Here is an 18,966-nt window from a genome sequence, read left to right as displayed (position 1 = left end):
AAGAAGACGAAGCGGAGGAAGTGGACGGCACGGTGCCCCTCGGGAGCGCGGGGATACAGGCCCGCCACCCGGCGCGCGGTAACGGACGCCGGCAGTCCAGGGGGTCGGGGAGGGCTCGCTGTGCCGCATGTCAGGGGCAGCACGCGATGACGGGCCGCTCACGGCCTACGACGTCAACGCGCGCTCGGACGACCGGGCATGCCCTCAACTCCTCGTCGGTCACTCGCCGCACAGGAGGGTATCCGTCCCGGAGCCGGCGTGGAAGGGCGCCGGAGGTCCGTGCCCGCTCGTGTGTGTCAGACGGCCTCGACCGCGAGCGGGCCGCCCGCACGGAAGGCCAGCTCCGCGAAGCGTTCGCCCATGCGCCGGTGTGTGGCGGCGTCGGGGTGCAAGGAGTCGGGGAGCGGCAGTTCGGCGGCATCCTCCTCGCCGTACAGTCCGCGGCCGTCGAGGTAGTGCAGGTTCGGGTCCTCGGCCGCCCTCTGCGCCACGACACGGGCGAGTTCGGCCCTGATGGTGGTCAGGGTGAGCTTTCCGGCAGCTGTTTCCGCGGGGTCCCCTCCGGCACGGAACATCAGCTTGCCCTCGCCCAGTGCGCCGAGGTCGGGTGCGCTGGGTCCGGGCGTGTCCTCGTGGATGGGGCACAGGATGGGCGAGACGACCATCAGCGGAGTGGTGGGGTGGCCTTCACGGATCGTGTCGAGGAAGCCGTGGACGGCCGGTGTGAAGGCGCGCATCCGCATCAGATCGGTGTTGACCAGGTTGATTCCGAGCTTGACGCTGATCCGGTCGGCGGGGGTGTCGCGGAGGGTGCGGGCGGTGAACGGGTCGAGCAGAGCGCTGCCGGCGAACCCGAGGTTGACCAGCTCCACGCCACCGAGGGCCGCCGCCAGCGCGGGCCAGGTGGTGGTGGGGCTCGCGGCGTCGGACCCGTGGCTGATCGAACTTCCGTGGTGCAGCCACACCGCGCGGCCCCGGTCCGGCACCGGCTCCACGGGGGCATCGGTGCGCAGAGCGATCAGTTCGGTGGTCTCGTTGTGCGGCAGCCAGATCTCCACAACCTTCGACGCGGCGGACAGACCACCGAAGCGGAGGGTACTCACCTGCCCCGGCCGGACGTCCGCCGATCCGGTGGCCAGGTCGATGGTCAGGGTGTTGCCACCGGCCGCGCCGGCCCGGCCCGCCGGGCGGCCGTCGACGAGCAGGTCGTAGATCCCTTCCGGCCTGGGCGGGGCACCCACGTACACCCGCTTGGTGGGCAGGGTGTCCAGTTCCACGACGGTAGCCCGCGTGCGCATGACGATCCGTACGCCGGAGGGCTGGACCTCTGCCATGGCGAGCCGGTCGTCGGTGTTCTGTGCGCGGGCGCGGGCGGGCAGCCGGTGCGGCAGCAGGCCTCGCCCGGTGCGCTCCAGCTCCAGGGCGCCACGCAGGAGGTCTTCGGTGAGGGGGGTGTCCATCAGCTGGGGCCGGGTGCTCATTCGTGCCGCCTTCCGGGGGTGTGTGACCGGTCGATAGGAGATGCCGGGCGGGATCAGGATGCGGGCCAGTTCCGCAGCAGTGCGTCGAGTGCGTCCAGGACCCGTGACCAGGTCTCCTGCGTGCCGGGGGCGCTGTGACTGAAGCTTCCGCCGGACTCCAGGCTGATGTAGCCGTGGAATACGCTGCCCAGCAGCCGGACCGCGTGCGTCTGGTCCGGCTCCGTCAGGTCGTAGCCGCGCAGGATCGCCCGTGTCATCTGGGCGTGCCTGACGCCGGCGCTGGCAGCGGCCGCTTCCGGGTCGAGCCTGAGCTGTGCCGCGGCGTAACGGCCCGGATGTTCCCGCGCGTAGTCGCGGTAGGCGTTCGCGAACGCCTCGAGCGCGTCCTTTCCGGCTCGCCCGGCCAGAGCCGCGGCGACGCGGTCGGCGAGTTCGGACAGGGCCAGCAGGGCGATCCTCGTCCTGAGGTCCTGGGAGTTCTTCAGATGCGAGTAGAGACTCGCGTCCTTGACGCCGAACTGCCGGGCGAGTGCCGCGACGGTCACCTTGTCGAAGCCGACCTCGTCGGCCAGATCGGCCCCGGCCCGCGTGAGGCGTTCTGCTGACAGTCCTGCTCTTGCCATGGCCACCCTCCTGATCGTCGGGTTCGATTATGCGGTTTCCTAGGAGGCTTAGGCAAATGGCTGGTACCCCTAAGAGGGCGACAGCCCGGGAGCCTGAGCGCGTCCGGAGTCCCCGGCGTGCCCCGCGGGGCACGGCCCGGAGCCCGGCAAACCCGCCCGCCCCCGATACCGTGACCGTGACCGGCTCGATCTCCATGAGGCCCGCGGCCACCCGGAAATCCGGCGTCTCCGCGTACGGACCGCGTCAAGGAATCAGCGGGGCTCGTATGGAGCCCGTCAAAGGCGCTCACCACGCGACTGTTCCTGGGGTTTGCTTTTGATCGGCCGCACCGGCTGATTCCACTCGTTCACTTCCTACAGGAGCTCACGATGGCCGATCTGGCCTTCGTCGTCATCACGATCGCGGTTTTCGCGCTGGTGGCTCTCATCGCAAGGGGGGTGACGAAGCTGTGACCGCCGAAACCATCGCCGGCCTGGTCGTGGCCGTCTCCCTGCTGGTCTACCTCGTGCTCGCGCTCGTGTACCCGGAGAGGTTCTGAGCCCGATATGAGCCCCGTAACAGCTGGTGTGCTCCAGTTCCTCGCGCTGATTTCCGCGCTGGCCCTGGCATACCGTCCGCTCGGTGACTACATGGCCCGGGTCTACTCCTCGGAAAAGCATTACCGGCCGGAGAAGTGGATTTACCGTGCCATCGGAGCCAATCCGTCGGCCTCGATGCACTGGCCCGCCTATCTCCGCGGCGTACTCGCCTTTTCCGCGGTGAGCGTTCTCTTCCTTTATGCGCTCCAGCGCCTGCAGGGGGTCCTGCCCGGTTCTCTCGGCTTCGTGTCGATCGACCCGGACCAGGCCTTCAACACCGCCGCGTCCTTCGTGGCGAACACCAACTGGCAGTCGTACTACGGCGAACAGGCCATGGGGCACGTCGTGCAGACCGGCGGCCTCGCGGTGCAGAACTTCGTCTCGGCCGCCGTCGGCATGGCCGTGGCCGTGGCCCTCGTACGCGGCTTCTCGCGTGCCCGCACCGGCGAGCTCGGCAACTTCTGGGCGGACCTGGTACGCGGCACCCTGCGCATCCTGCTGCCGATGGCGGTGATCGGCGCGCTCGTGCTGGTGGCGTGCGGTGTCATCCAGAACTTCTCCGGCATCCACACGGTCGGACAGTTCACGGGCGGCACCCAGCAGTGGAACGGCGGTGCGGTCGCCTCGCAGGAGGTCATCAAGGAGCTGGGGACGAACGGCGGCGGCTACTTCAACGCCAACTCCGCCCACCCCTTCGAGAACCCGAACCCCTTCTCCAACCTGTTCGAGATCTTCCTGATCCTTCTGATCCCGTTCGCGCTGACCCGCACCTTCGGCCGCATGGTCGGCAACCTGCGGCAGGGCTACGCGATCCTCGCCACGATGGCCACGGTCTGGATCGGCTTCACGGCCCTGATGATGTGGACCGAGTTCGCCCACCACGGTCCTGCTCCCGAGATCGCCGGCGGGGCGATGGAGGGCAAGGAGACCCGCTTCGGCATAGCCGGGTCATCGATCTTCGCGGTGGCGACCACGCTCACGTCGACCGGCGCGGTCAACTCCTTCCACTCCTCGTACACGGGGCTGGGCGGTGGCATCACCATGCTGGGCATGCAGCTGGGTGAGATCGCCCCCGGGGGTGTGGGATCGGGCCTCTACGGCATGCTGGTCATGGCCGTCATCGCGGTGTTCATCGCGGGCCTCATGGTCGGTCGTACCCCCGAATACCTCGGCAAGAAGATCGGCACCCGTCAGATCAAGCTCGCCGCGTGCTACCTCCTGATCACGCCGACACTGGTCCTCGGCTTCACCGCGATGGCGATGGCGCTGCCCACTCCGGCGGACTCGATGACGAACAGCGGTGCCCACGGGTTCTCCGAGATCCTCTACGCCTACACCTCCGGCGCCAACAACAACGGCTCCGCGTTCGCCGGGCTGAACGCCGACACGCAGTGGTTCAACACCACCATCGGCATCGCGATGCTGCTCGGCCGGTTCCTGCCGATCGTGTTCGTCCTGGCACTGGCCGGCTCACTCGCCGAGCAACGCCCCGTCCCGGCCACCACGGGCACCCTGCGGACCGACAAGCCCCTCTACGCGGGCCTGCTCGTCGGCACGATCCTCATCATCACCGGTCTGACCTACTTCCCGGCCCTGGCGCTGGGTCCGCTCGCCGAAGGACTCGCCTCATGAGTACCGTCACCCCCACCCGTGCCCCGCACGAACCGCCCGGCGACACGACCGCCGCGTCAGGCCGTGTCGGCGGTGGGCTCTTCGACCCGAAGCAGCTGCTCACGTCCTTCCCGGACGCGGTGAGAAAACTCGACCCGCGGGTCATGGTCAAGTCCCCGGTCATGTTCGTGGTGTTCGTCAGCTCGGTGTTCACCACCGTGCTGGCACTCCAGGATCCGGGTGACTGGTTCGGCTGGGCCATCACGGCCTGGCTGTGGCTGACCACGGTCTTCGCCAACCTCGCCGAAGCGGTCGCGGAGGGACGAGGGAAGGCCCAGGCCGACACCCTGCGCAGGGCCAAGAGCGACACGGTCGCCCGTCGGCTGAACGGCCACGACGAGGTGGAGGTGCCGGGAGCACTCCTGCGCGTCGGCGACCTGGTCGTCTGCGAGGCCGGAGACATCATCCCGGGCGACGGCGACGTCGTCGAGGGGGTCGCGTCCGTCGACGAGTCCGCCATCACCGGTGAATCCGCCCCGGTGATCAGGGAGTCCGGCGGCGACCGCAGCGCGGTCACCGGTGGCACCAAGGTGCTCTCCGACCGGATCGTCGTCAGGATCGCCACCAAGCCCGGCGAGACCTTCATCGACCGGATGATCGCCCTGGTCGAGGGAGCCGCCCGGCAGAAGACCCCCAACGAGATCGCGCTCAACATCCTGCTCGCGTCGCTGACCATCGTCTTCCTGCTCGCCGTCGTGACCCTCCAGCCGTTCGCCGTGTACGCCGGCGCCGGCCAGTCGATGATCGTGCTCACCGCCCTGCTGGTCTGCCTGATTCCGACGACCATCGGCGCTCTCCTCTCCGCGATCGGCATCGCGGGGATGGACCGTCTCGTCCAGCGCAACGTCCTGGCCATGTCGGGGCGTGCGGTGGAGGCTGCGGGTGACGTCTCGACACTCCTCCTCGACAAGACCGGCACCATCACGCTCGGAAACCGGCAGGCCGCGGAGTTCGTACCGTCCGAGGGTGTCACCGAGGCCGAACTGGCCGATGCCGCACAACTGTCGTCGTTGGCGGACGAGACCCCGGAGGGGCGCTCGATCGCGGTGCTCGCGAAGGAGAAGTACGGTCTGCGCGAACGCGGCCGGGACGAGCTCACCCAGGCCACGTGGGTCGCCTTCACGGCTCAGACCCGGATGTCGGGAGTGGACCTGAACGGCGTGAGGACCCGCAAGGGAGCCGCCGGTTCGGTCATCGCCTGGGTGCGGGAGCGGGGCGGCCGTGTCGCCGATGACGCCGGCCTGCTCGCCGACCGGATCTCGGAGGCCGGCGGTACGCCGCTGCTGGTCGCCGTCGAGGACGCGAAGGGGGCCCGGGTCCTGGGTGTCATCCACCTGAAGGACGTCGTCAAGGACGGAATGCGGGAGCGGTTCGACGAACTGCGCCGGATGGGCATCAAGACCGTCATGATCACGGGTGACAATCCGCTGACCGCCAAGGCGATCGCCGAGGAGGCCGGGGTCGACGACTACCTCGCCGAGGCCACCCCCGAGGACAAGATGGCCCTCATCAAGCGGGAGCAGGCGGGCGGCAAGCTCGTCGCGATGACCGGAGACGGCACCAACGACGCCCCCGCGCTCGCGCAGGCCGATGTCGGTGTGGCGATGAACACCGGCACCTCGGCGGCCAAGGAGGCCGGGAACATGGTGGACCTGGACTCCGACCCCACCAAACTCATCGAGATCGTCGCTATCGGCAAGCAACTCCTCATCACCCGGGGCGCACTGACCACGTTCTCGATCGCCAACGACGTGGCGAAGTACTTCGCGATCATCCCGGCCATGTTCGCGGTGGTCTACCCCGGCCTGGACAAGCTCAACGTGATGGGTCTCGCGTCGCCGGAATCCGCGATCCTGTCCGCCGTCATCTTCAACGCACTGATCATCGTCGCCCTCGTACCGCTCGCACTCAGGGGTGTCCGGTACCGGCCGGCCGGCGCCGACAGGATGCTCCGGCGCAACCTCGGGATCTACGGACTCGGCGGCCTGATCGCCCCGTTCGTCGGCATCAAGATCATCGACCTGTTCCTCTCCCTCGTTCCCGGGCTCTCCTGAACCAGAAACGGCTGATCAGCCATGAACACCTCCCTCAGTAACACCGCTCGGCTGCTCGGGGCGGGGCTGCGCGCCCTGCTCGTCCTGAGCGTCATCTGCGGCGTCCTCTACCCTCTCGCCGTCACGGGCGCCGCCCAGGCGCTCTTCAGCGGAAAGGCCAACGGTTCCGAGATCGGCGACGGAAGCGGACGCACGGTCGGGTCGTCCCTGATCGGGCAGACGTACGACCTGCCGAAGCAGAACCCGGACGATCCGCAGGAGGCGGCGAAGCCGGACCTGAAGTGGTTCCAGCCGCGCCCCTCGAACGGTCTGGGCGGCAACAGCGTCAATCTGCGGTACTCGCTGATCCTCTCCGGTGCCACCAACCGTTCCGCGGACAACGCCGAACTGATCACGTGGGTCACCGAGGCGAAGGCCGCGGTCATCGCGGACAACTCCACCCCGTCCCACACGGTGCGACCCGAGGACGTACCCGCCGAGGCGGTCACGTCATCCGGCTCGGGTCTCGACCCGCACATCTCCCCCGCGTACGCGGAGCTCCAGGTCCACCGGGTCGCCGAGCGCAACGGCCTCCCCGTCCACCGGGTCGCGAAGCTCGTGGCCGAGCACACCGAGGGCCGCGTCCTCGGATTCATGGGCGAACCCCGGGTGAACGTACTGGAGCTCAACATCGCGCTCAGGGAGGCGAGCAAGCGCTGACACGGCGCGACGTCGGTCGCGGGCGGTAGCGGTTCCGGAGGGAACCGCCACCGCCCGCTTCCATGGCCAGCCCCCTGCACACGAGGATCCCGGAAGTTATCGAAACTTTCGAACTGGATGACGCTCCTGATTCGATCAGACCTTCCATGCCCATCACACATGAAGCGTTAACGCCGACATGCAACACCTGTTGACCTGGCGTAATACCTCACGGTGTCGCAGGATCCAGAAGCGATGGTTTCGTAATTCCTGCCGCAACCATTGACACCCATCGAGGCCAGATCAACACTGTTCGCCGTCGGCAGACCTCAATCACCGGCCGGGACAAGCGACATCGACGCGCGGTCGGGGTCAACGCCTGTCCACTCGCACCCCCACACGGCGTCCCGCTCTGCCCGGACCCCACCCGGTACCACGAGGACGAGGAGGAAACACGCACACGCACCACGCGGCCTGCCCGGGCTCGCCGCCGTCCCGCACCCGGCCTTTTCCCCATGTCCGCCTGGACGAGAAGGGCTCACCCGCATGCGTATCACGCCACGTCAGTTCCTACGGCCCGTGGTCACGGCACTGGCCGTCGCCTCGATGGCAGCGACCGTCACCACCGCGGTCGACACCACGCCCTCCCATGCCGCCACCTCAGCCGTGTGCAACGGGTACGTCGGGCTCACTTTCGACGACGGCCCGTCGAGCAGCACCCCCGGCCTGCTCGACGCCCTGAGACAGAACGGGCTGCGGGCCACCATGTTCAACCAGGGCCAGCACGCCGCGTCCAACCCCGCACTGGTCCGGGCGCAGGTGGACGCGGGTATGTGGATCGGCAACCACAGCTACACCCACCCGCACCTGACCCAGCAGAGCCAGGCGCAGGTCGAGTCGGAGCTCTCCCGGACCCAGCAGGCCATCGCGGCCGGCGGCGGAGGCACACCCAAACTGTTCCGGCCTCCGTACGGCGAGACCAACGCCACGGTGCGGGCGGCCGCCGCCCGGTACGGTCTCACCCAGATCACGTGGGACGTCGACTCACAGGACTGGAACGGCGCAGGCACCGACGCGATCGTTCAGGCGAACGCCCGGCTCACCGACGGCCAGATCATCCTCATGCACGACTGGTCGGCCAACACACTCGCCGCCGTGCCGCGCATCGCGCAGGGTCTGGCGAGCCGAGGACTCTGCGCCGGCATGATCTCCCCGCAGACCGGCCGCGCGGTGGCCCCCGACGGTGGCGGCGCAGGTGGGGGTGGTTGCACGGCCACCGTCACCGCGGGCGAGAAGTGGAGCGACCGCTACAACCTCAACGTCTCGGTCACCGGCGCCGCCGACTGGACCGTCACCATGAACATCCCCTCCCCCGCGAGAGTCCTCTCCACCTGGAACACCGCGGCCACCTACCCCAGCGCACAGACACTCACCGCCACACCCAACGGCAACGGCAACACCTGGGGCACCACCATCCAGGCCAACGGCAACTGGACCTGGCCCACCGTCACCTGCGGAACGGGCTGACACCCGGACACATCACCGGAGGGGCGGCGGCCCTGCCGCCGGCCCTCCGGCTTCGACAACCTTCGTTCACAGGCTCCTTCATGAGCCGACACGGGCCTCGGTGGGCACGTACGTTCCCTATTCTGTTCGCAAGCCGATCATCCGCTGCCGCGCACACCCAGGAGTTCGTCATGTCCCGACCGGAGAACGATGCCACCACCCCGCGCATCGACACCAGCAGACCCCACCCCGCCCGGATGTACGACTGGTTCCTCGGTGGGAAGGACAACTACCCGGTGGACGAGGCCCTGGGCCGGCAGATGCTCGCCGTGGAGCCCTCGGTCCCCGTCATGGCGAAGGTGAACCGGGCCTTCATGCACCGCGCCACGCGATGGCTGACCGGCCAGGGCATCCGGCAGTTCCTCGACATCGGGACGGGGATACCCACCGAACCGAATCTGCACCAGGTGGCCCAGCAGGCTGCGCCGTCCGCGCGGGTGGTCTACTGCGACAACGACCCCATCGTCCTGGCCCATGCCGAAGCCCTGCTGAAGGGTTCTCCGGAGGGTGCCATCGACTATGTGCAGGCGGACGCCCGCGAAGTGGACGCCATTCTCGAACACGCCGGCAAGACCCTGGACTTCGGTCAGCCGGTGGCGCTCTCATTGATCTCGTTGCTGCACTTCGTGAGCGACGAGGACGGTGCCTACGAGCTGGTGGAGCGGCTGACCGAGGTGCTCGCGCCGGGCAGCCACGTGGTGATCTCGCACCTCACCGCCGATTTCCACCCGGCGGAGGCCGGCAAGGTCAACGAGATGTACAAGGCCAACACGCTGACCCTGGCGCCCCGCACACACGACCAGTTCGCCCGCTTCTTCGACGGCCTCGACGTCGTCGAGCCCGGCATCGTGGCGGCGGAAGCCTGGCATCCCGGACTCGGTGAGCCGATTCCCGGCCAGGACGACATCGTCAGCGCGGGCTACGTGGCGGTGGGCCGCAAGCCGTAGCCGGTCCCCGCGTCCGGGACCGCCGCCCTGATCGAGGGCGACGGCCCGGGACGGGCCAGCAGGACCCTGCCGTCACTCCGGTCGGTCACCGCTCCGGACGCAGGAGAGGACCACGACGAGGGGCCAGAACGACTGGGCGAAGGTGAGGGCACGCTCGGCCGCTCCCGCGCTGTCGAGTACGAACAGCGCGAGCAGGAACCAGGCACCGCCGAGCCACATCAGCGCCGCCGCCGTGGTGGACGGCCGGGTCCGCAGACCCCACGGCGGTTCCGCGGCACGCGGGCCGTCGTCCGCCCGGCGCCCGGCCCCGGTGCGCCGAGCGGGCTCGCCACGTCGCACGGCCAGGACCGGCCAGATCGCGAGCAGCGAGAACGCCACGGCCACCACCACTCCGTGGGCGAACGAGCCACCGCTGCTCGGCGCCGGGAACACGGCGAGCAGCATCGCCGAGAGTCCGCCGCCGGCCAGCACCACCCGCCCGGCCCGCGCGGCGGGTCGCAGTCCGCAAGCGGTGATCACATGACAGGCGCCGAGGGCGAGCAGCGCCGATGTCATCACCCAGTACCCGTCGGCGCCGTCGGCGGCGAGGACACTGATCGTCGCCGACCCGGGATCGTAGCCAGGGCCCTGAAGCTCTCCGGAGACGGCCCAGCCACCGACGAGGAGGATCGGGGCGGACAACGAGGAGAACAGGACCCACCGAGGGACAGAGCACATCGGTGAACCGTAGAACGCCCGAACCGGCAGGCGCCGTTGTACACGCAGGTCGAGTGCGTACTCCGCCCAGGAGCGGGTAGGCGCCGGACACCAGGTCACCTGACGGCGTGTGAACGACACCGCCCCGGCGGCCCGGCGACGGCCCCGATTCCCGGCGCGCCGTTCGGACATGGATCGAACCGGAGGAAGACCCGCTGTGCTGACACCCGGTCCCCAGGACCTGAGAGTGGCCCTCGCCCGCTACGCCGACGCGCGGATCGAGGACGCGCGCCGTTCCACGGACGCGACCGTCCGGGCCTTGGAGGACGCGGCCTACACGCTGTGCGTGATGACCGGAACCCGGGCCGTTCCACAGGCCCTCCACGTCGCCGACACCATGCTCGGCCTGCGGGCCACGGTCTCCCCCGCGCTCCGCAGGCCCGCCGGTACGCAGCCGGACGACGGTCTCCTGACCGCCTGAGAGGCCGTCGGTACGCGCGTCCGTACCGGTCAGACGAACTGCTGCACCACCAGCAGCGAGGCACCCGCGATCGCCAGTGCCGTGGCTGCCGTGCGGGTGCGCCGCACGTTCAGCCGCCGGGTCAGCGGCCGGGCGAGCAGAACCCCGGCCGCGGCGGCGGGTGAGAGCAGCACGGCGCCCCACAGGGCATGGGCGTCGACCGTACCGGCTGCCGTCAGCGCGGCGAGGCTCATGAGGGAGCCCACGAGGAAGAACGCGCTCATCGTGGCGCGCAGTTCCGGTCCGCGCAGCCGCTGCCACACCATCGCCATGGGCGGGCCGCCGATGGATGTCGCCGTGCCCATCAGGCCGGAGGCCGCACCTGCCAGGACCACCGCGTACCGCCGCTGCCGGGGAACGTAGCCGGCCGTGCTCACCGCGGCACCCGCGAGGACCACGCCGGCGATGAGCAGGGCGAGGTACCGGGGAGGGAGGGTGACCACGAGCAGGGTGCCCGCCAGCACTCCCGGCACCCGTCCGGCCAGTGCCCATCCGCAGCCGCGCAGGTCCGCCCGGCCGCGTTCGCTCGCCAGTACCGTGGCCGTCACCCCGCCGGCGAGCATCAGGACCGCGACCGGGGCCAGCGCCGGATCCACCAGGGAGAAGACCGGTGCGGCGATCATCCCGAGGCCGAAGCCGATGGAGACCTGGAGCAGGGCGCCCGCCCCCACCGTCACACAGAGCAGGGCGAATTCCAGGCCGGTCACACCCACGCGGACTCTGCCTCCAGGGGCACGTGGCACAGGGCTGTGTGCGGTTCGGCCACACCCTCCGTCTCCCTGGTGACGACCGGAGGGGTGTGGGTCGCGCACCGGTCCTCGGCACGCCAGCAGCGGGTACGGAAGCGGCACCCGGAGGGGATGTCGAAGGGTGAGGGGATCTCCCCCTGGAGGTGGATCTCCTGGCGGCGGGAGTCGCGGGCGGGCTTCAGGACGGGAGCCGCCGACATCAGCGCGGCGGTGTAGGGGTGCTGGGGCCGTTCGAAGACGCTCTCCGTGTCTCCCTGTTCGATGACCTTCCCCAGGTACATCACGGTCACCCGGTCGGAGATGTAGCGCACCACGGACAGGTCGTGGGAGATGAACACGTAGGTCACGCCCAGGCGGGTGCGCAGCTCCGAGAGCACGTTGAGGACCTGTGCCTGCACCGAGAGGTCGAGCGCGGAGACCGGTTCGTCGCACACGATGAGGTCGGGGTCCAGGGCCAGGGCGCGCGCGATGCCGATGCGCTGGCGCTGCCCGCCGGAGAACTCGGCGGGGTAGCGGTGGGCGTCGCTCTCCCTGAGTCCGACCAGGTTCAGCAGTTCACGGATCCGTTTCTCGCGGGCCTTGGCGCCCGGCACGACGTCCCGGTGGGTGGCCCAGGGCTCGCCGATCAGGTCGGCGGCCGACATGCGGGCGTTGAGCGAGGCGAAGGGGTCCTGGAAGACCATCTGCACACGGCGGCGCCAGGCCAGCAGTTCCTTGCCGTGCAGGGCGAAGGGGTCGGTTCCGTCGAAGCGCACGGTGCCCGCGTCCGGACGCTCCAGCCCGAGCAGCACCCGGGCCAGGGTCGATTTGCCGCAGCCCGACTCCCCGACGAGCCCGAGGGTCTCCCCGCGGCCGACCCGCATGTCCACCCCGTCCAGGGCGGTCAGCCGGCGCCGGCCGCTGCCGAAGGTCTTGGTGACCCCTCGGACCTCCAGCAGCGGAGGGTTCTCCTGCGGACCGTCCGCGCCGGCCCCGGACGCGGCGGTGGTGGCACGGGACTCAGACACGGGCGAGCTCCTCGGAGAAGTGGCAGGCGGCCGAACGGCCGTCGCCCGCTGCACGCAGGGACGGCCGTTCCTGGACACAGCGGTCCCGCACCAGCGGGCAACGGGCCTGGAAGACACAGCCGGACGGCACCGCGCTCAGCTCGGGCGGGCTGCCGGGCACGGCGGGCAGCGGGCGCCCGCGCACGCTGTCCTCCGGAACCGATTCGAGCAGTCCCCGGGTGTAGGGGTGGCGGGGCGCGGAGAAGACGTCGTGCACCGGTCCGTTCTCCACGACCGTGCCCGCGTACATCACGACCACGTCGTCAGCACGTCGGGCGACCACCGCCAGGTCGTGGGTGATCAGCACGAGGGCCATGTCCCCCTCGTCCTGGAGATCCCGCAGCAGCCGCATGATCTGCGCCTGCACGGTCACGTCGAGAGCGGTGGTGGGTTCGTCGGCGATGAGCACGTCGGGGGCGAGTGCGACGGCCATCGCGATCAGCAGCCGCTGCCGCATCCCGCCGGAGAACTGGTGGGGGTAGGAGCGGGCCCGCTGCCTCGGTTCGGGGATGCCCACCCGGGTCATCAGCTCGACGGCCTTCTCATGGGCCTGGCGCCGGGAGAGCCCACGGTGTATCCGGAAGGGTTCGCCGAGTTGTCTGCCGACCGGCTGCACCGGGTTGAGGGCGGTCAGGGCGTCCTGGAAGACGATCGACAGAACGGGTCCGGCCAGCTTTCGGCGTCGGGCCGGGCTCATGCGAAGGGTGTCTTCGCCCCTCACCCGGACGGCTCCGCCGGTCACCGCGGCCGCGGGGTCCAGCAGTCCGACCACGGACAGGGCGGTCATCGACTTGCCGCAGCCGGACTCGCCCAGGAGGGCCAGGGTGCGTCCGCGGCGGACGCTGAAGCTGACCCCGTCGACGGCCCGTACGGTCCCGGACGGCGTGGTCAGGTCCACGCACAGCCCTTCGACGGCGAGGGCCGGGGTGTCGGTGCCGGACGGGGAGGGGCTGGTGGTGGTCGTCACTGGATCATCTCCGGGGGGACGGCGGCCGACGGGGCCCTGCGCTTCTTCGGCAGCGTCAGGCGCCAGCGCTGGGCGGGGTCGGTGGCGATGCGGGCCCAGGCGGCGAGCACCGTGGCGGACACCGTCGTGAGCACGATGGCCAGCCCGGGCAGCACGGTGATCCACCATGCGGTCTGGAGGTACTGCCGCCCCTGGGCGACCATCAGGCCCCAGCTCACGTCCGGGGGCTGGATACCGATTCCGAGGAAGCTCAGCGACGACTCGGTGAGCATCACGAAGCAGAAGTCGAGGGTGGCGACCGTCAGCAGGGTCGGCAGGGCGATCGGCAGGATGTGCCGGTAGATGATCATCCGTCCGGCGGTACCGAAGGTCCGCGCCGCGTCGACGAACAGCCGGCTCCGCAGCTCTGCCGCCTCGGCCCGCGCGGTGCGCAGGTACACGGGGATACGGGTCACGGCCAGGATCAGCACGAGGTTCAGCGCGCTGGGTGAGAAGACGTACAGCACCACCACGGCGATCAGCAGCGAGGGAAAGCTGAGGATCACGTCGGCGATCCGCATGGCCACGCTCTCGCGGCGTCCCCCGTGGTAACCGGCCCACAGGCCCACGGTTGAGCCGATCACCAGGGAGCACAGGACGGCCGGGACGGCCACGGAGAGCGTCGTGGCGGAGGCCTCGATCAGCCGGGCGACCATGCTGCGTCCCAGGACGTCCGTACCGAGCAGCCCGTACACCCCGTCGGCCAGGGACGGCGGCCTCAGGGAGGCGTCCAGGTCCTGCCGCTGTGCGTGGTCACCGATGACCAGCCTGCCGAAGAGGGCCACGAGGGCGACCACGGTGAGGACCGCGGCGCCGACGGCCGCGGCTCTGTCCCGGCCCAGCATCCGCCACCGGCTCGGCCGCGTCGTGCGGGCGGGGGCGGGGTTGTCCTCGGTGGAGGACTCTTCTCGGGTCATGGTGCTTCCTTCGCTCACGCCGGCACCGCCTGACGCACTCGGGGGTCGGTCAGCGCGTGGCAGACGTCGACGAGGATGTTGAGGGCGAAGATCGTCACGGCGGTCAGGAGGACGGCCGCCTGGAGGACCGCGAAGTCACGCTGGAGAATGGAGTCGATCATGAGCTTTCCGATGCCGGGCCAGCCGAAGATCGTCTCGACGATCACCGCGCCGTTGACGAGTCCGACCGCCAGGTCGCCCGCCACGGTCAGCACCGGTGTGACGGCGTTGCGCAGGGCATGGCCGAAGACCACCCGCACGGGCGTGGCGCCCTTGCTCCGGGCGATCTTGACGTAGGGCGCGGAGAGCGCGGTGACCATGCTGCCCCGGACCACCTGCACCAGTACGCCGAACGGGCGGATCAGCAGGGTAGCGATGGGCAGGACCCAGATCTCGGGGCCGCCCATCGTGCCCGAGGTCGGCAGCAGTCCGAGGCTCACACCGAAGACCAGTACACCCATGATGGCGAACCAGAAGTCGGGGATGCTGGCGGCCGTCATCGACAGCAGGCTGGCGATCCTGTCGATCAGGGAGTTGGGACGGTAGGCGGCCAGGCTGCCGACCAGCAACGCCCCGGTGATCGCGAGCACCATGGTCACGCCGGCGAGTTGCAGGGTGACGGGGAAGGCGTCGAGCACCATCGAGCTCGCCGGCCGGCCGGTCCGCAGCGAGGTGCCGAAGTCGAAACGCACGGCATCGGCGAGGTAGTTCCACAGCTGTGCCGGGATCGAGAGGTCGAAACCCTGCGCGGCGGAGAACTCCGCGCGTTGTTCGGGGGTGGCGCTCAGGGGGAGGTAGAGGTCGACGGGGTTGCCTGTCATCCGGGCCAGGAGGAACACGCCGAGGACGACACAGACCAGGGGTACGGCGCTGGAGAGCACGCGCTTGCGCAGGAAGAAGATCATCAGCGCTTCGCCCCCTCGGCCGGGCCGACCTGGGCGAGCCGCAGTTCGTCCCCGGTGGCGGAGTCGGGCCGGTACCGGACGGACGGCGACAGGCCGAGCAGCCCGGTCATGTGGGCGATGTGTGTGTACTGGACGACGGATTCGTTCTGCTCCGCGAGCAGACCTGCGAAGGCCTGCTGCCGCTCCTCGCCGGAGAGCACGGCCGCTTCGGTGATGCGCCTGTCGAGGGCTTTCGTGCCGAAGGCGGACTGGGGGCCGTCGCTGAGCAGGTACTGGCTGGTGGTGAAGGCCGCGTCACCGGCCTGGTTCCCGTGCATGATCAGCAGGGCGATCGGTCCGACGTCCTCGGGCAGCGGGCGGAGCTGGTACTGGAGTTGGGTGGCGGTGTCGGCCATACGGACCTGCACGTTCAGCCCGATCCGCCCCATCTGGTACTGAAGTGCCTCCGCCGTTTCCGACACCCCGGAGAACATGCCGTTGCGGGCGACCAGGGTGATCTGCCGGCCGGTGGGTACGCCGTCGGCAGCCGCTTCCTCCACCAGCGCGCGGGCCTCGGCGACGTCCTGCTGCGGCGGTTCGATCTCATCGCTGTGTCCCACCACTCCGGGCGGGACCAGCTGGCCGGCCGGCTCGGCGAGACCGCCCAGCAGGGCACCTGTGATGCCCTGTCGGTCCACGGCCAGGTCGATGGCCCGCCGCACCCGCAGATCGTCGAGCGGAGCCTCGCGGCCGTCCAGCCGCAGGGCGGTCGTCTCGTTGTTGGGGTAGGCCACCGTGGTGCTCTTCTCCGCCTCCATCGGGTCCAGCGCCACCGCGATCTCCGCCTCACCCTTGTCGATCATGGCGGCACGGACACCGGCATCGCTGCGCCAGACGTACCGGGCCCGTGCGAAGGGCGGGGCCTCACCCCAGTAGTCGCCGAAGCGGTCGAGGGAGATCGCGGCACCGGGCTGCCAGGAGCGGACGGCGTAGGGTCCGGTCCCGATCGGGATGCGCACCTTGGCGTCCGTGTCGGTCGTACGGGGCACGATCTCCACGAAGCTCAGCCTCAGCGGCAGGATGGGGTCCGGCTTCTCGGTGGTGACGGTCAGCCGCTCGTCGTTCGCCGCTTTCACCTGGAGGTCCTCGTCACCGAAGACGTACCCCTCGACGTTGCAGGCGAGGTCGGAGTTGACCGCTCGCTCGATGGAGAAGGCGGCGTCCTCGGCGGTGAAGGGTGCGCCGTTCTGGAAGGTCACCCCGGAGCGGATGTCGAAGGCCCAGGTGCGGGGCGCGGTCTGTTTCCAGCCGGTCGCCAGCAGGGGGTTCAGTTCGCCGGAGGTGGGATCTCGTTCGACCAGGGGCTCGGTGATGTTGGACCGGACGACGACGCCGGTGCCGGTCAGTGATGCCTCACAGGGTTCCAGGGTCGGCGGTTCCTGAGTGAGCACCACCCTCAGGGTGCGGCCGTCGGCGCGGCCGGTCCCGCCGCCGGCGCTGTCGGCCACGGCGCACCCGCTGGACGTGAGGACAGCGCCTGCCAGCAGGGTCGCTGTCAGCCTGCGGGGTCGCTTCGGCGCAGCGCGCCGGGTGGATGAAACGGAGGACTTCATCGTCACATGTCTCCGGGGATCGCTGATGTGTCGCATTCCGAGCACTGGGGTATGAGGCCGACCACCATCAGCCGTCTATGGTTGCGTACTCAGTCCGTATCCGTGAACGCGAAGCTAAACCGGTGCGGCGGCAGCGTCAAGACATGCGGAAGATCCGGCATACACGCGCCGGGTCCCTCGCGGACGCCGCCGAGCGCCGAACACCCCCGAAACCGTCGACGAAGAACCGGAGTGCCACGTTGCCGAACCCACCCTTCCCGGCATGCGCCCCGGACACCGTCCTCCAGGTGTCCGCCCTGCTTCCCGCCCTGGAGGAGACCCTCTCGGAGCACTTCCGCACGGTCCGCCTGCCGGACCTGCCGGACCCCGCCGCCTACCTGCGCGACCACGGCGGGGACGTGGTGGCCGCCGTGACGAGCGCCCGGGTCGGCGTCGACGACGTCCTGATGGACGCCCTGCCGCGGCTGGGGGCGATCGTGCACTTCGGTGTCGGCTACGAGACCACCGACGTGGTCCGGGCGAGGGCGCGGGGCATCGACGTCAGCAACACCCCCGACGTGCTCACCGACTGTGTGGCGGACCTCGCCGTCGGCGCCCTGATCGACGTCATGCGCCGGATGTCGGCCGCCGACCGCTACGTGCGCGCCGGGGGCTGGGGCACCGCGCCCTTCCCGCTCGCCTCCCGGATGAGCGGGAAGCGGGTGGGCGTCCTGGGGCTGGGACGCATAGGGCGGGCCGTCGCGCGACGGCTCGACGGCTTCGGCGTGCGGGTCTCGTACTGCACGCGCTCACCTGTTCCTGGCGTCGGCTACCGCCACCTGCCCACCGCGGAGGCCCTGGCCGAGGCATCCGACGCGCTCGTCGTCACCGTCGCGGGAGGGAGCGGCACCGAGGGGCTGGTGTCGGCGGCGGTGCTGGACGCTCTCGGCCCCGAGGGATACCTGGTCAATGTCGCACGGGGCAGTGTCGTCGACGAGCCGGCCCTGGTCGCGGCGGTGGCGGCGGGGCGGATCGCGGGCGCGGCGCTCGACGTGTTCGCCGACGAACCGAACGTGCCCCGGGCCCTGTTGGAGTCGGACCGGGTGGTGCTGCTCCCGCACATCGCCAGCGCGACCCATGAGACCCGTGCGGCCATGGGCGATCTGGCCCTGCGCAATCTGCGGCGGTTCATGACGGAGGGGGTCCTGCTCACCCCGGTACCGGAAGCCTCCCCCTCAGCCCATTGACGCCGACATACGTCCACACATACAAATGATGTCCATGGATGAGAACGTCGATCTGATGAGGACGGTCACCATGACGCACACCTCCGAACGCATCGCCGACGTCACCGTGACCCCCGTGGCCTTCCGCGACCACCCCCTGCTCAACACGGTCGGCGTGCACGAGCCGTACGCGCTGCGCACCGTCGTGGAGATCACCACGGAGAGCGGGATCAGCGGCATCGGCGAGACCTACGGCGGCACGGTGCATCTGGAACGGCTGCGCCGCGCCGCCACCGAACTGACCGGCATGGACGTCTGGAGCCTCAACGACCTGATCGCCCGCACCACACGCGCGCTGGGGGTGGACACCACAGGTGGCGACGGCATGTCCGGGATGGTCACCGGCAGCAGCACCGTGGACCGCGTCATGTCGCCGTTCGACGTCGCGTGCCTGGACATCCAGGGCAAGCTCGTCGGCCGGCCCGTCTCCGATCTGCTGGGGGGAGCCGTGCGCCCCACGGTCCCCTACAGCGCGTACCTCTTCTACAAGTGGGCCGGACACCCCTCGCAGGACGACGACGACTGGGGCGCGGCCCTCGACCCGGGGGGGGGGGGGGGGCGGGCCCCCCCCCCGCGAGGGGGGGAGGGCGTGGTCCCCGAAAAACGAAAATTATGTGTTATAGAAAACCCCC

18 protein-coding genes are annotated in these 18,966 nt (G+C 70.0%); 9 read left to right on the top strand and 9 right to left on the bottom strand.

Translation table 11 applies throughout. The features are described from left to right. Positions 1-296: 296 nt before the first annotated feature. Together ABT001_RS08680 and ABT001_RS08675 are read right to left on the bottom strand one after the other, a co-directional pair. Positions 297-1,481: a GDSL-type esterase/lipase family protein gene (locus ABT001_RS08680; RefSeq protein ID WP_351274353.1), complete on the bottom strand. Its 1,185-nt coding sequence runs from the start codon at positions 1,479-1,481 to the stop codon at positions 297-299. Between the two features lie 53 nt (positions 1,482-1,534). Further along, complete coding sequence (locus ABT001_RS08675) at positions 1,535-2,104, bottom strand: TetR/AcrR family transcriptional regulator (RefSeq protein ID WP_351274350.1); 570 nt, start codon at positions 2,102-2,104, stop codon at positions 1,535-1,537. Positions 2,105-2,553: 449 nt separating this feature from the next. On the opposite strand from ABT001_RS08675, the gene kdpF reads away from it, so the two are divergent. The 6 genes from kdpF (at position 2,554) to ABT001_RS08645 (ending at position 9,599) form a co-directional block, all read left to right on the top strand. Beyond that, positions 2,554-2,643, top strand: coding sequence for a K(+)-transporting ATPase subunit F (kdpF, locus tag ABT001_RS08670; protein WP_351274347.1), 90 nt, complete (start codon positions 2,554-2,556; stop codon positions 2,641-2,643). 7 nt (positions 2,644-2,650) lie between these two features. Further along, positions 2,651-4,315 (top strand): potassium-transporting ATPase subunit KdpA, encoded by a 1,665-nt coding sequence (kdpA, locus tag ABT001_RS08665; protein WP_351274345.1) that lies wholly within the window; start codon positions 2,651-2,653, stop codon positions 4,313-4,315. Then, positions 4,312-6,408, top strand: a complete 2,097-nt coding sequence (kdpB, locus tag ABT001_RS08660) for a potassium-transporting ATPase subunit KdpB (RefSeq protein ID WP_351274341.1) — start codon at positions 4,312-4,314, stop codon at positions 6,406-6,408. The genes kdpA and kdpB overlap by 4 nt, the downstream gene beginning before the upstream one ends. A 21-nt stretch (positions 6,409-6,429) precedes the next feature. After that, positions 6,430-7,107 carry a potassium-transporting ATPase subunit C gene (locus ABT001_RS08655; protein WP_351274339.1) on the top strand — a complete coding sequence of 226 codons (678 nt, stop codon included), beginning with the start codon at positions 6,430-6,432 and terminating at the stop codon, positions 7,105-7,107. 525 nt (positions 7,108-7,632) lie between these two features. Further along, on the top strand, positions 7,633-8,613 hold the full coding sequence (locus ABT001_RS08650; protein WP_351274336.1) for a polysaccharide deacetylase family protein: 981 nt from the start codon (positions 7,633-7,635) through the stop codon (positions 8,611-8,613). A 170-nt stretch (positions 8,614-8,783) separates the two neighbouring features. Then, a complete protein-coding gene (locus ABT001_RS08645) occupies positions 8,784-9,599 on the top strand; it encodes an SAM-dependent methyltransferase (protein WP_351274333.1) in 816 nt (271 codons plus the stop codon). Between the two features lie 72 nt (positions 9,600-9,671). Here the strand turns inward: ABT001_RS08645 and ABT001_RS08640 are convergent, their stop codons facing one another. Beyond that, positions 9,672-10,316, bottom strand: a complete 645-nt coding sequence (locus ABT001_RS08640) for a DUF998 domain-containing protein (RefSeq protein WP_351274330.1) — start codon at positions 10,314-10,316, stop codon at positions 9,672-9,674. A gap of 196 nt (positions 10,317-10,512) precedes the next feature. On the opposite strand from ABT001_RS08640, the gene ABT001_RS08635 reads away from it, so the two are divergent. Next, positions 10,513-10,776, top strand: a complete 264-nt coding sequence (locus ABT001_RS08635; RefSeq protein WP_351274328.1) for a DUF5133 domain-containing protein — start codon at positions 10,513-10,515, stop codon at positions 10,774-10,776. A gap of 29 nt (positions 10,777-10,805) precedes the next feature. On the opposite strand, the gene ABT001_RS08630 is transcribed toward ABT001_RS08635, so the two are convergent. From ABT001_RS08630 to ABT001_RS08605, 6 genes are read right to left on the bottom strand one after another with little or no spacing between them, the layout of a single operon-like run. Continuing rightward, positions 10,806-11,528, bottom strand: coding sequence for a TSUP family transporter (locus tag ABT001_RS08630; RefSeq protein ID WP_351274325.1), 723 nt, complete (start codon positions 11,526-11,528; stop codon positions 10,806-10,808). Then, entirely contained in the window at positions 11,519-12,571 is a 1,053-nt protein-coding gene (locus ABT001_RS08625) for an ABC transporter ATP-binding protein (RefSeq protein ID WP_351274322.1), read from the bottom strand. The genes ABT001_RS08630 and ABT001_RS08625 overlap by 10 nt, the downstream gene beginning before the upstream one ends. Continuing rightward, positions 12,564-13,577, bottom strand: coding sequence for an ABC transporter ATP-binding protein (locus ABT001_RS08620; RefSeq protein WP_351274320.1), 1,014 nt, complete (start codon positions 13,575-13,577; stop codon positions 12,564-12,566). Before ABT001_RS08620 ends, ABT001_RS08625 begins: the two co-directional genes overlap by 8 nt. After that, positions 13,574-14,533 (bottom strand): ABC transporter permease, encoded by a 960-nt coding sequence (locus ABT001_RS08615; protein WP_351274317.1) that lies wholly within the window; start codon positions 14,531-14,533, stop codon positions 13,574-13,576. The genes ABT001_RS08620 and ABT001_RS08615 overlap by 4 nt, the downstream gene beginning before the upstream one ends. Positions 14,534-14,547: 14 nt before the next feature. Next, positions 14,548-15,477: an ABC transporter permease gene (locus ABT001_RS08610; protein ID WP_351274314.1), complete on the bottom strand. Its 930-nt coding sequence runs from the start codon at positions 15,475-15,477 to the stop codon at positions 14,548-14,550. Further along, on the bottom strand, positions 15,477-16,964 hold the full coding sequence (locus tag ABT001_RS08605; RefSeq protein WP_351274312.1) for an ABC transporter substrate-binding protein: 1,488 nt from the start codon (positions 16,962-16,964) through the stop codon (positions 15,477-15,479). The genes ABT001_RS08610 and ABT001_RS08605 overlap by 1 nt, the downstream gene beginning before the upstream one ends. A gap of 344 nt (positions 16,965-17,308) precedes the next feature. Here ABT001_RS08605 and ABT001_RS08600 point away from each other — a divergent pair, with 344 nt between their 5' ends. Both ABT001_RS08600 and ABT001_RS08595 read left to right on the top strand, forming a co-directional pair. After that, positions 17,309-18,295, top strand: a complete 987-nt coding sequence (locus ABT001_RS08600; RefSeq protein ID WP_351274309.1) for a 2-hydroxyacid dehydrogenase — start codon at positions 17,309-17,311, stop codon at positions 18,293-18,295. A 34-nt stretch (positions 18,296-18,329) separates the two neighbouring features. Continuing rightward, on the top strand, positions 18,330-18,966 hold a 637-nt coding region (locus ABT001_RS08595), incomplete at its 3' end, for an enolase-like domain-containing protein (RefSeq protein ID WP_502967442.1).

The organism is Streptomyces sp. NPDC002793 (assembly GCF_040295485.1).
Classification (GTDB): domain Bacteria; phylum Actinomycetota; class Actinomycetes; order Streptomycetales; family Streptomycetaceae; genus Streptomyces.
Note: the sequence above shows the minus strand (reverse complement) of the source record. Positions and strands in the feature narration are given on the sequence as shown.